The 12,169-nt window shown below is 56.1% G+C and carries 10 protein-coding genes and 1 tRNA gene; 5 read left to right on the plus strand and 6 right to left on the minus strand.

All coding sequences use genetic code 11. The features are described 5' to 3' along the window. Nucleotides 1–16: 16 nt before the first annotated feature. Together H151_RS0107975 and H151_RS0107980 are read right to left on the minus strand one after the other, a co-directional pair. Nucleotides 17–445 (minus strand): response regulator, encoded by a 429-nt coding sequence (locus H151_RS0107975; RefSeq protein ID WP_019961129.1) that lies wholly within the window; start codon nt 443–445, stop codon nt 17–19. Between the two features lie 88 nt (nt 446–533). Then, nucleotides 534–1,151 (minus strand): hypothetical protein, encoded by a 618-nt coding sequence (locus H151_RS0107980; protein ID WP_156823420.1) that lies wholly within the window; start codon nt 1,149–1,151, stop codon nt 534–536. A 747-nt stretch (nt 1,152–1,898) separates the two neighbouring features. On the opposite strand from H151_RS0107980, the gene H151_RS0107985 reads away from it, so the two are divergent. Continuing rightward, the gene (locus tag H151_RS0107985; protein WP_019961131.1) at nt 1,899–2,885 is read left to right on the plus strand and encodes a helix-turn-helix domain-containing protein; all 987 of its coding nucleotides are present in this window, start codon (nt 1,899–1,901) and stop codon (nt 2,883–2,885) included. A gap of 102 nt (nt 2,886–2,987) precedes the next feature. Continuing rightward, nucleotides 2,988–5,798 (plus strand): hypothetical protein, encoded by a 2,811-nt coding sequence (locus tag H151_RS0107990; RefSeq protein ID WP_019961132.1) that lies wholly within the window; start codon nt 2,988–2,990, stop codon nt 5,796–5,798. Here H151_RS0107990 and H151_RS0107995 read toward each other — a convergent pair. After that, nucleotides 5,795–6,184 (minus strand): DUF983 domain-containing protein, encoded by a 390-nt coding sequence (locus H151_RS0107995; protein ID WP_019961133.1) that lies wholly within the window; start codon nt 6,182–6,184, stop codon nt 5,795–5,797. The two genes, H151_RS0107990 and H151_RS0107995, sit on opposite strands and share 4 nt — an antisense overlap. 20 nt (nt 6,185–6,204) lie before the next feature. Further along, nucleotides 6,205–6,281: transfer RNA gene (locus tag H151_RS0108000), tRNA-Arg, on the minus strand. Between the two features lie 164 nt (nt 6,282–6,445). On the opposite strand from H151_RS0108000, the gene H151_RS15905 reads away from it, so the two are divergent. Further along, complete coding sequence (locus H151_RS15905; protein WP_019961134.1) at nt 6,446–7,669, plus strand: MFS transporter; 1,224 nt, start codon at nt 6,446–6,448, stop codon at nt 7,667–7,669. A gap of 231 nt (nt 7,670–7,900) precedes the next feature. On the opposite strand, the gene H151_RS0108010 is transcribed toward H151_RS15905, so the two are convergent. After that, nucleotides 7,901–8,242 carry a hypothetical protein gene (locus H151_RS0108010; RefSeq protein WP_019961135.1) on the minus strand — a complete coding sequence of 114 codons (342 nt, stop codon included), beginning with the start codon at nt 8,240–8,242 and terminating at the stop codon, nt 7,901–7,903. A 127-nt stretch (nt 8,243–8,369) separates the two neighbouring features. Here H151_RS0108010 and H151_RS17535 point away from each other — a divergent pair, with 127 nt between their 5' ends. Further along, nucleotides 8,370–8,786 (plus strand): hypothetical protein, encoded by a 417-nt coding sequence (locus tag H151_RS17535; protein WP_169336727.1) that lies wholly within the window; start codon nt 8,370–8,372, stop codon nt 8,784–8,786. A gap of 73 nt (nt 8,787–8,859) precedes the next feature. Continuing rightward, nucleotides 8,860–10,944: a TonB-dependent receptor gene (locus H151_RS0108020; RefSeq protein ID WP_019961137.1), complete on the plus strand. Its 2,085-nt coding sequence runs from the start codon at nt 8,860–8,862 to the stop codon at nt 10,942–10,944. 57 nt (nt 10,945–11,001) lie between these two features. On the opposite strand, the gene H151_RS0108025 is transcribed toward H151_RS0108020, so the two are convergent. Then, nucleotides 11,002–12,078, minus strand: a complete 1,077-nt coding sequence (locus H151_RS0108025) for a phytase (RefSeq protein ID WP_019961138.1) — start codon at nt 12,076–12,078, stop codon at nt 11,002–11,004. Nucleotides 12,079–12,169 lie beyond the last annotated feature (91 nt).

Genomic DNA, 12,169 nt, shown 5'->3' on the forward strand with positions numbered 1-12,169 from the left:
GAGTTTGGCTGGGGGGCTAAATGGCTCGGATTTTGACGGCTGTTTGTAAAATTGAGCAAACAATGAGTAGCGCTGCGCTATAATCTTCTAAAGACTGAGGTTTTCTGACCAAAGAAGCGACATTATTAAAGGCGCTTGAGGCTATACGCATGCGTTCAGGATTACCGGAAAAGACAATGACCGGAATAGTGTCAAGGCTTTGATCGTTAAGCAGGCCTTGCAAAACCCAAATTCCATCCTCGCCTTTAAGTTTGAGATCCAGGACGATGCAGTCCGGCTGATCAAGCTCGTTATTTTTTAGTATTTCCAGCGCCTCGCCGCCCTGGGTGGCGCGTACAAGGCGTGCGCGCGGTGATTGATCGCGCAATACCCGTTCAAATAACAGGGCATCTTGATCATCGTCCTCAACTAAGAGAACCAATGGCGAAAGTGGCATCTGTTTCATGAATCACCCCAGAAAATTGAACGCGCTCAGATTACACGGCTTGGCTTTATAGCCAAGCCGTGAAGTAAGCTGGGGTGGTTTAAAGCTGTTAATGCTCTCTTTCTACACGGAAAAAGCGACTTTGATTGTTCAGGCGCATATAATATGCGCCAAGACTGCGTCGTTCAATCTCGGCGGTCTCGTATTCACCAATGACGCGAACATAGGTGTTGTCTTTTTGTTGCCAGATCTGACCGTTGGTGAGGTGAATTTCAAGCTTACCGCGTGCGCCTTCTCGAACATGATCAACCTGAAGGCCTGTTAAGCCCCGTATTTCGCCATCGTTGTCGCGATCAACGCTAACGCCATCTGCGTCCACTTCTGGCCCTTGGGCTGATGGGGAAGGGGGGGGGGAGGTTGCATCAAGCGCGCTACGTTGCGCAAAAATCGAATTGGTAAGTCGCGATAGGCCTGACAGATTGAGGCCAAAGCCGTCGCGTTGCGCTTCAGCAACCTGAGCGCGTTCGACTATGGCGATTTGTCCGCCTTGATAAGCTTGGCCGAGTGCTGCAATGGCAGTGTCCTGACAGGCCAAACGCGCTTGTGGGTCAGTGTGACTTTGACAAGCCAAGACGGCTTCGATGCTTTTTGAGCCAAGCTCTTGGGCGAAGCTCGCCGAAGGCAAGAGGCCTAAACTCAATGTTATAGCTATTATTATACGCGTCATTGCCATTTCCTCTCAGGTCCCAACCCCAGTGTTTCGATCTGTGTTTAGCTTAATTCAGGGCTAGCAGAAAGCGCGAGCTTAATTGTCATCTTGACCTAAAGTCAGCGCGTACGCAGTTCGCCATTCTGCAAGTTCTTGATGTATAAAGAAAACATGGCGCACGCAAAATAGGTTAAAAATTCAAGTCTAACTTTCCTTTTATCGCCTATTAGATATGAACAACCAATAGGGGAGGGGTGTATGCGCGTCTATTCAAATCGGACTTGAGTTTTGCGCTACGCTTCATCGCCTTTGGTGTAAATTTGACGTGTTAAGGCGTGCGGGCAGGGTTCAGGCCCTGCCTTACCGGCCTCAAGACAAGGGGCGTTTGAGCCTCTCACTTTTTTAACACGCGGGCTGAATCTTTAGAGGTGGCGTGATCTTGCCACACGGTGTGTTAACCGAATGGGCCCATGTGAGTTCAGGTGGAGATGAACGGTTCTGACATCGAAGAAGATGAATTTGCGATTCCTAAGGGTGGGGTTGAAGTCTACATCCCGGCAATAGTTCGCGGTGTAATGTGAAGGCTGTATGTAATCTTGCGCAAAGACCCAGCGTTGTTGAGTTGATCACGAAAAACGTTCATTTCAGTTGGTAAGGCTGAATATAGCCGGATCATTTTATGCGTTAAGGAAACGATTTTCGACTGGCGTAAAAAGCATAGATGCCTAAGAATGCGCCATCATCGAAGGATGTGAGGACAAAACTATGAATATGATCGCGCCCCATCAACCCCGTCGGGTTTGTGCTTTGATCCCGGCTCAGGCTCATATGTTTGAGCTGTCGATTTGCGCGGAAATCTTTGGCTTGGATCGCCGTGAAGATGTGGGCCGACGTCTTTATGAATTCTCTTTGGTCAGCGCGGAGCCTCAAGTTACGTGTAGTATCACGGGTATTCAGCTCAGCGGGCTAAAGCCGCTTTCGACCCTGGATGGCGCGGATCTCATTCTCATTCCATCCTGGTCGCGCAAAGGCGATACTGCGCCCGCGATTTTAAACGCGCTCATTCGTGCCCATCAGCGCGGTGCGGTCGTGGCCTCGATCTGTTCGGGGGCGTTTTTACTGGCGGAGGCGAGCTTGCTGAAGGGTCGCCGTGCCACAACTCATTGGAAATTTTTAGATGATTTGACCCTGGCCGATCCACGCACCCGTATTGAGCCCAATGTGCTGTATGTCGATGAGGGGGATATTCTGACCTCTGCGGGCTCTGCGGCCGGTTTGGATTTGTGCCTACATCTGGTGCGCCGTGATTATGGGCCAGATATTGCCAATATGATTGCCCAACGCTTGGTCTTGCCTGCGCACCGTGAAGGCGGCCAGGCGCAATATGTACCGCGCCCCGTGTCGAGCCGTTTGGACGGTGATATCGCGCCGATTTTGGAGCGTATCCGCACCAAGCTCAATGAAGATTGGCCCGTGTCGCGCATGGCGCGTGAGGCGGCGATGAGTGAGCGGACTTTCGTGCGCCGCTTCCGCGAGACCACTGCGCAAAGCCCGCTGGTCTGGTTGATTGGCGAACGGATCACCTATGCGCGTGACTTGTTGGAGACCAAGCCGTTTAGCGTCGATGTCGTCGCACAACGCGCTGGTTTTGGTTCTTCAGAAAGCTTTCGGGTGCATTTCCGCCGCCGCCTCGGCGTTTCGCCCAGCACCTATCGCCGCTCATTCTCCTGGAAAGAGCCTGTGCAAGCATAGGGCTTAGAAGCCAAGGCGAAAGGCCTAAGCTTTCAATCGCCTTGTTCCCCGTCCTTTGCTATGCCATCTTCAACCTTAGAGGGAACAGGCGAGGGGGAAGTTATGGCGCGCTGGAATCATCAACTGGCGGGGGATTTAACCCTGGCCGAACATAGTTTCCTGGCTGCCTTTCGCGCTGGCGACGTCTGGACGCCGCAGGTGTTTCAAACTTGGTGCCGCGCGCATCCCGATCTGATCGCGCAAACACCGATGCAGACGCTGCCCACCGGGCCGCTCTTACTGCGCGGAACGTTTTTACGCGCACTCATAATTGTCGATGGCGCTCTGGTGCGCGGGATCACCCCACCGGCGGCCCAGGTGCAATGGTTGGATCGCCATGGCATTGACCCGGCTGGGCTTTCCAATGTGCGCGGGATTGAAGTGGATTGGCCCGGGGCAGAGATGCGCCCGGTTGTGGTCTGTACCGATGGGCCAGAGGATAGCCCCTATTTGGATTTGCGCGCGGTCGCCTATCCCAAAGGGATCGATCTACGGGGCTGTTCCTTTCAGGATACGGACGGCCAAGATGCCGATCTGAATTTAGAGAAAGCGCATATTCGGGCGCTGGATCTCTCTTTTACAAAATTCAGATGTCTTCACGGGATAGGTCTGACCCTCGATTATGATTTTGAAGGGTTAGATCTGAGGGCTCACCTTATCAACATGGTGAAAGCCCATATTAAAGGCGGCCTTTATCTCAGTGGGACCCGGTTGAAGGGGCAGGAGGGTATTGCTCTAAGCTGTGATGTGGCAACCATTGGCGGCAGTGTTCATTTAAGAGAGGGATTTAAGGCCCAGGGCGAAGTCAATTTTGTAGGCGCGCAGATTGACGGGGCTTTCGAGTGTGATGCCGGTGAATTCACCGCCGGGGACAACGGACTGGCCCTTCACTGTAATGGGGCCAAAATTGGTGGCCATGTGTTCTTAAGAGCGGAGTTTAAGGCGCTGGGCGCGGTTAACTTTGTCACCGCGCAGATTGGCGGTCAGCTTTCGTGTGAAGACGGTGAATTTACCGCCGGAAAGAGTGGGCTGGCCCTTGTCTGTAATGGGGCCAAGATTGGCAAAAGTGTTTTTTTAAGGGAGAGGTTTCAGGCCCAGGGCGAGGTCAATTTCGGGGGCGCGCAGATTGGCGGTCAGCTCGTGTGTTCAGGCGGCCAATTCACCGCCGGGGACAATGGGACGGCCCTTCAGTGTAATGGGGCCACGATTGGCGATAGCGTTTTCTTAGTAAAGGACTTTAAGGCCCAGGGCGAGGTTAATTTCGGGAGCGCGCAAATTGGCGGAATGTTCGAGTGTGATGGCGGTGAATTCACCGCCGGAAAGAGTGGGCTGGCCCTTGTCTGTAATGGGGCCAAGATTGGCAAAAGTGTTTTTTTAAGGAAGAGGTTTCAGGCCCAGGGCGGGGTTGATTTCGGGGGCGCGCAGATTGGCGACCAGCTCGACTGTAGTGTCGGTCAATTCACCGCCGGGGGCAATGGGTTGGCCCTTGACTGTAATGGGGCCAATATTGACCACAGTGTTTTCTTAAGTGAGGGCTTTAAGGCGCAAGGCGAGGTTAATTTTGTCAACGCGCAGATTGGCGGCCAGCTCAACTGTAGGGCTGGTGAATTCACCTCCATTAAGCGTGGGCTGGCCCTTAACTGCAATGGGGCCACGATTGGCGATAGCGTTTTCTTAACAAGGGTCTTTAAGGCCCAGGGCGAAGTTAATTTTGTGGGTGCACAGATTGGCGGCCAGCTCATCTGTTGGGGTGGTCAATTCACCGCCGGATATAGTTTTGTAGCCCTTCAGTGCTATGGTGCCAAGATTGGGGACAGCGTTTTCCTCTCCCACGTTTTTCTGGCCCAGGGCGGGGTCAATTTTCGGAGTGCGCGAATTGGCGGGGCTTTGTTTATTGAGGACGGCTTGATCACTGCGCCCCCTCAGGCGGCGCACGATACAGAGCCTCCCAAACACCGATGGCTTCTCGATCTCTCGCAGGCCTCATGTGAGGTATTTCATGATGCCCAGCTGGCCCAGTCTATCACGGAGTGCTGGTTAGGGGGATATCTCCGCCTGGATGGCTTTCGCTATCAACGCTTGGGTGAAAATGCACCAAAAACAGCCAAAAATCGCTTAAAATGGCTAAAACGGCAAATCCCTGCCGATGCCCAGGGGCGCGAGTTTAAGCCCCAGCCCTATGAGCAATTGTCCAAGGTTTTAAGGGAGATGGGCCATACCTCCGATGCCCGGACGATTGCTTTGTCTAAGCAATACCGCATGCATCGCAGTGGAAATCTTAGCTGGCCGGATGGGCTGTTCCGGTGGTTGGTTTTATGGCCGACGGGCTATGGATATCGCCCGCAATATCCCTTCTTTTTTGGGGTTGTGATGATGGTGCTAAGCCTGGGAATTTTTGAGGCGGCGTACCGGGCCGGTTATATGGCCCCCGCCCAGCCCCATGCCGCCATTTCAGAAATTTTACAGGGGGTTGATTATATCGGGCAGGGCGGGGGCACCGCGCCCGCCACAGCCTGCGCTCTGATTGAACAGGCCGATATTGTACCGCCCTTTAACAGTGTCGCCTATGTCATCGACACCTTTATCCCGCTGATAGATTTGGATCAGGAAAGTTCGTGGAAGCCCACGGACCAAAATCGCTTCGCCACCGCCTCTGGGGCTAGTCTTGATCCGTGCCAGGATGAATTGGCCGCGCTTAATCCCCCACCGCCTTGGTGGTCTATCCCCCTCGTCAAAGGCCCCGCGCACTATGTGGCCACGTCTTGGGGTCCGGCGGGCGGGCTCTACTGGCTCAAATGGGCGTTGATGAGTATGGGCTTTGCCATTTCGGCGGTGATTGCGGCCTCGCTCTCGGGCCTGATGCGCAAGGATTAATCGGGCGGGGCGGTGATGTCCTTGATCTTCCCCGTCCACAGAAGGGCAATAAAAAGCCCTTTAACGCGCGGTAAAACCAGTAAAACCAAGGCGATTCCCAGGGTGAATAAAATCGCCATGGAGATCCAGACCGGCAGGGCGCTCCACATGATGAGCGCGAAAACGACCGGCACCAGCATGGGGCCAATGACAAGGATGGTCAGCCAGGCCGGGCCATCATCAGCGCGGATATGACCAAGTGGTTCGCCGCAGGCTTCACACGTCGCTATCGGTGTCAGATAGCGCGCAAATAAAGGCCCATCCCCACACGCCGGACAGCGCCCCATCAGACCGCGCAGGGCGATCCGGCTGATCGGCTCATCGGGTATTGTGTCCTGATCACTCATCGCGAATCCCTTTGAAAGGGTGGTGACCCCGACTGGATTCGAACCAGTGGCCCCAAGATTAGGAATCTTGTGCTCTATCCACCTGAGCTACGAGGTCATCATGTCTTTGGTACGCCAGCTTGAGGGCTCTGCCAAGGCTGGGCCATCATCTGGATGTGGACGCGATGGAATTGTTCGGACTGGTGCAAGCTATCGCGTCTTGCGGGTCTGTGTTTTATGTACAGCGCAGCAAGCATACTGAGTAAATGGGTCTTGGCCAGGATGAAGTCGCAAAATACGAAGTCTCACACGGCCATTGCTTTTGCCGATTTGGCCTTAGTCGCGGTGTTGATGGTGGCCACGGTGGTCGGGCTGGCCGGGGTGGATCTCATCCTGCCGGCCATTCCCGATTTCCCTGCGCTTTTTGGTTCAACGCCTGAAATGGGTCAGGGCGTCATCGCGGCCTTTGTCGGGGGCTATGCGGGGGGGCTGTTTGTGTTTGGCCTCTTATCCGATGTGGCGACGCGCAAGCTTTTGCTGGGGCTGGCGTTTTTAGGCTTCGCGCTGACCAGTGTCGCTCTGGTCTTTATAGATCAGCCCGCGTTGATCTTGGTCTTTCGCATCTTGCAAGGGGCGTGCGCGGCGGCCCCGGCGGTGTTTACCCCCTCAATCTTGAAAGCCATTTTTCCCGAACACGCCGCGATCAAGGCCCTGGGTGTATTAAGTAGTGTGGAGGCGCTGGCCCCGGCCGGGGCCCCGGTGATCGGCTTTGCGCTTTATGCCGCCTGGGGGTGGAGCGCGAGCTTCGTCGCGCTGGCCGGATTGGGTGTGGTTACCCTCATTTTGTTTGCGCTTTATGGCAAAGCCTTGCCAGAACGCCAGCTTAGCCCAGGTGCGAAGGCCCGCACCGCCAGCTATGCGCGCTTGATGCGCAATAGGGGGTTCCTAGGTCATGGGCTGAGCCAGGCTGCGGCAATGGGCGGGCTTTTGATCTTCGTTTTCTCCGCTCCGGTCTTGATCCACACCCATTTAGGCGGAACTGCGAGTGATTTTATATTGATGCAGATTATCGGGATTGCCGGGTTTATTCTGGCCGCCAATGCGTCGAGCGCCTTGGGTCAACGCATCGGCATGCGTGCGCTGATCCATCTGGGTACGGGCTTATGCGCGGTGTCGGGGCTGGGGCTGGTGATCTTCGGCGCGCTGAGCCACGGCCCTGCGGCTTGGCTTATCGTGTTGTTTTTCCCGTTTAATGTCGGTTTGGGGCTGCGTGGGCCCAGCGCGTTTTTATGGGCGTTGAAAGCTAGCAATGGCGCAGATGACCGCGCCTCTTCCCTGATTATTCTGGCGGCGATGGGCTTGGCGTCTGTGGGCACGGCCTTGATTGCCCCGCTTTTGCCCTTAGGGGCGTGGATCGCGCCCCTGGTCGCGAGCGGTGTGATGGCACTGTCTTGGGGTTTATTTGCGATAACACCCAGCCCAGGCGAAGGCCCGGCTCAAAGCTGAAGAAGATGTAATGTTATAGCCCGACGGAGGGGAGTGTTCTGGGGCGTTATAGACGTGACCCCCTAAGAGAGAGGGTCGCCCTTGTCTTACGCTTCATCGTTAGGTGTCCGGCTACGCGAAGCGTTTGACGTCCGAGTGTCACCCGCACGCCAGTCCCATTCCCCTGGTTCTGGCGTATTGTCCCAGATCATGGCGTGCGGGCTGACAGATTTACAGTGTCATAAGAGCGATTTAGCGACGCTTGTGGCCCTTGAAGGCGGGGTGAGTCAGGACTTGCGCGCTGGTTTGTGGTTCACGGGCGAGGGCGGTATCCTTGGCGCTGCGTTTGGCGGCGAGCGCCAGCCAGGGGCCTAAATGCGCAACACCCATCAGGGCATACATCAACCACATGCTGAGCAGGGCCTGCGTAATCGCGCTGGGCACGTGCCAAGGGCCGATCATCAAGGGCGGGCCGACCAAATGCGACATGAAGCTGGCGTGCGAGGCTGCACTGGGTTGGGCATTGACCCAAGCCAGAAAGAAAAACACCGGGCTAATCCCAAAGCGAATACTCTGTGAAAGGCGCGCCAGCATAGCATCCCCGCAAATTCGGCGAAAATATCCCTTATCCCATTAGGGATATTCACTTTATCGCGTGTCCGCCAGAACAATACAACAGGTCGCATTGCCACACCCCTGGGCTTTGAGGTAATAGCGCACGATGCGATGGGGATTATCCATATTTAGACGCGCGCTGATCGGCGTAGTGGCGTTTGCGCTGATGCTGGGGGCGGTGGCCGGATTTGGCGCAGGTCAGCCCTTCGCGGCCCAGCGCTTTTTCTGCGCGCGCTTCGTCCCGAACGCTGAGGCGCAGGCCCAGGTCCAAGCGCTTGCTCGCTTGATTGACCCCAGCCTTATAGGGGCAGGAGCGCAGAATAAGTCTGATCCTGATCTCAGTCATGATCCGTGTGCCTGGTGCCTATGGGCGCATATCGTATTGGCCTTACCGGTGGATGAGGGCTCATCACCGGCGCACGGGCCTAGAGCACCGGCCTTTGGCGCGTTCACGCCCTATGCCTGGCCGATGCAGGCCGGACCGCCGATCGGTTCACGTGCTCCGCCTCACGCCTTTCTTTGAGACAGTCTGGGTGACCTTCAAAGATTAAACCGGGCCGCGACAGCGCATGGCCCGAAGATGCGTGAGTCTTAACATGAAAAACTTATCCTTTTTATCGGCGTCCGTGCTGGCGCTATGTGTATCTGTTCCCAGCCTTGCCCAAAACGATCCCTGGGTTGAGGTGATCACCATCACCGCGCCACGTATGGCACCGGATGTACAAGATGTTGATATTGATCACAGTCCTGTCATGGGCGCTGATGCGGCGGGGCTGGTTTCGCGCCTACCGGGCGCAGCATTGGTGAAAAATGGCGCATTGACGGGGCAGGTGCAGGTGCGCGGCCTGTTTGGTCCACGCATTGCGATCCGTTTGGATGGGCAGGGCTTTGCCTCGGGTGGACCCAATTTGATGGACCCGCCGCTATCTTATGCCCCCTTGGCTCTGGTGGAGCGATTGGAAGTGACCCGCGGTGCAGCGCCCGTATCCCAGGGCCCCGGCCTGGGTGCAGGGGTCAATGCCGTGTTTAAGCGCGTGGCGTTCAGCCCAGATGAAACCTTCATCCCGACCCACGATGTCAGTGCCAGTTATCGCAGTGTGGATGACAGCTGGAGTGTGGGCACCCTAGCCGGTATCGCAAATGACCGTCACCGGGTGGGCGCGCTTTATAGTTATGAAACCGGGGGCGATTTGAGCACTCCCTATGGGGATCTCAAGGGGCTTGATCATCATCGCCTGAGCTATGGTCTGGAGTATGGCGTGAAACTCAACGCTCTAAGCGAGCTGGGCCTGAGTGTGCGCCGCCAAGAGGTGGATGATACCGCGACCCCGGCCCTGGGCATGGATATTCGCTATATTGATACCACGATGAGCCGCTTTAACGCCAAGACTGAGCTTGAAGGCTGGCAAATCGCGGCCCATGTCGGTCACACCCGCGTTGATCATGGTATGAATAATTTTGACCAGCGTCCGGCCCCAATGGCGATGATGTGGCGTGAGACTTTGGCCAGCGCCGAGACCTGGAGCGCGCGCCTGGATGGACGCCATAGCCTGGCCGGGGGTGAGCTGAGTGTGGGAATGGATTATGAACAGGCCCGCCATTCGGCAACGGTTCTCAATCCCAACAATCCCGGCTTTTTGGTGACGCCCTTTACCGACATCGAAATGACCCGCCACGGACTTTATGCCCAATGGCAGGGCGAAGCCGCGCAATGGCAAATCTCTGCCGGGGCGCGTCTGGATGCCCATAAGGCTGAGGCAGGTTCGCCTTTGATCGGGCCGGCCTTGCCCATGGGACCGCGCATGCTGAAAATGGCCTATGATAGAGCCGATCGCACGCACACTGATATGACCTTTGATGGGGTGGTACGCGGGCTTTATGCTGTGCGTGATGACATGGATTTGCGCTTGATCGTTCATCGCAAAAGCCGCGTTGCTAGCTATGTTGAGCGCTTTGCTTGGTTGCCGATGGCCGCCAGCGGCGGGCTTGCGGATGGTAACACCTATGTCGGTGATCTCAATCTTGATCCAGAGGTCTCTACGGGCCTGGAAGTGGGCTTGGATTGGCAGACACAGCGCGCTTATCTGCGCCCCAGCGTGCATTATACCTTTGTCGACAATTACATTCAGGGGGTGGCCTTTGATGACACCCCCGCGGTGGTGAACACGCCCACGGAAATGGTCTCCGCGATGAATGGGGATGCCACACCCTTGCGCTTTGCCAATGTCGATGCGCGTCTTTATGGCATAGACGGCGATTTCGGGGTGCGGTTGTCTCCAAGCTGGCGCGTGGACGGCACAGTGAGTTTTATCCGCGGTGAGCGTGCGGATATCTCTGATGATCTCTACCGCCTTGCCCCGGCCAATCTGCGCGTCGGGCTGAGCTATGATCAGGCGCGCTGGTCTGCCACGCTGGAAGCCTTCGCTGTGGCCAAGCAGGATAAAGTCTCCAAGACCAATTCAGAGGCTGAGACCCCCGGCTATGTCGTGATCAACACCTTTGGGCAATGGCAGCTCAACGATCATGTCCAAATCAGCGCGGGTATCGAGAATTTGCTCGATCAGCGCTATCGCGAGCATTTGGCGGGGTATAATCGCAATGCGGGTTTGGGCGTTGGCGTGGGTCAGCGTCTTCCCGGTGCCGGACGGGGGGCGTGGCTGCGCCTTCACAGCGCATTTTAAACACAAAAGAGCCGGGCAAAATGCCCGGCTCTTTCATTTTAGCCATGGGCGAGACCTTTAGTGCGCGTCGCCAGCCTGATCACTGTCTTGCGCGCTGAGGGCCGTTTTAATGGCGCGAAGATCGACCAGCTTGAAATTCTGACCGCCTTGATTGTCCTCGTCATCCTGGGCCAGGAAGACCCCTTCAGGATAATCAGGGCCCAGCGGGTGGGCGAACACTTCGATACCATCAGTGTAAGAGGTTGCATCCACCACGCCTTCGGTGACGCGGAAGCGGTCGATGAAGGCCCCGGTTTCCAGGTCAAACACCGCATAGGCGTCATCGCCTTGGGAAGACACAAACAACCAGCCCCCGGTTTCACCGGTTTCCATGATGGCCACACCTTCAATATCCGCCGTCAAATGCTGCCCATCGGTCGGCGCGATCAAGATGCGGTCTTCATTGGCCTCAGGCGCGGCGCTATAGCGCCAAAGCCCAACTTCTTCTTCAGCGATGTAAAGCAGGCCCGTGCGATCATCCACGGCGCAGCCTTCGCTTTTCGAGCCGACATTGATCCGGCGTATTTCTTGGCCTTGCATGGTTTCGCCATCAAAGCTCAAACGGGTTTGGATGAAGACGCCCGCATCGCTGTCCGAGGTGAAGGCGTAAAACGCGTCATGGGCCTGATCATGATAGAGGCAGAAGCCATAAGGATCTTCGACATTGGTGAAGGGCAAAACCCCGCCCGGGGCTTGGCTGATCTCACGGCTTTGTGCGTCGATGAAGAAGGTGGCAATCGCGATATTGGTGCGATCAGAGGCGGCGGCTAAGGCCACTTCGCGCTCACCCGCCATAAAGCCGGTACGCACATCGACATTGTTGACGCGGCCAACGGGCAAGAAGGCGTGCACGCTGCCATCGAGATTATAGGCATAAAGACCGTTCGTCTTATCGGTGCCCAGGATCAGGCTGTCTTGAGGATTGGGCGCGAGCCACACGGCCGGGTCATCGGCGGCATCACCTGTGCCCGCGACATTGACAGTTTCGATACTGGCTTGAACGGATTTGGTGGGAAGGCCTGTGGCTCCCTGTTGCGAACACGCACCAGTCAAAATCAGTAAACTTACCCCAGCGCAATACGCTAATGCTTTCATTTTGATCCCCTTTTTCACCGCTATATCCCCGTCAGCGAATACAATAATACGCCTCACCCGTGTGAGTCCCCTAACGCGCGCGACCCTATAG

This window comes from Woodsholea maritima DSM 17123, from assembly GCF_000382325.1.
GTDB lineage: Bacteria > Pseudomonadota > Alphaproteobacteria > Caulobacterales > Maricaulaceae > Woodsholea > Woodsholea maritima.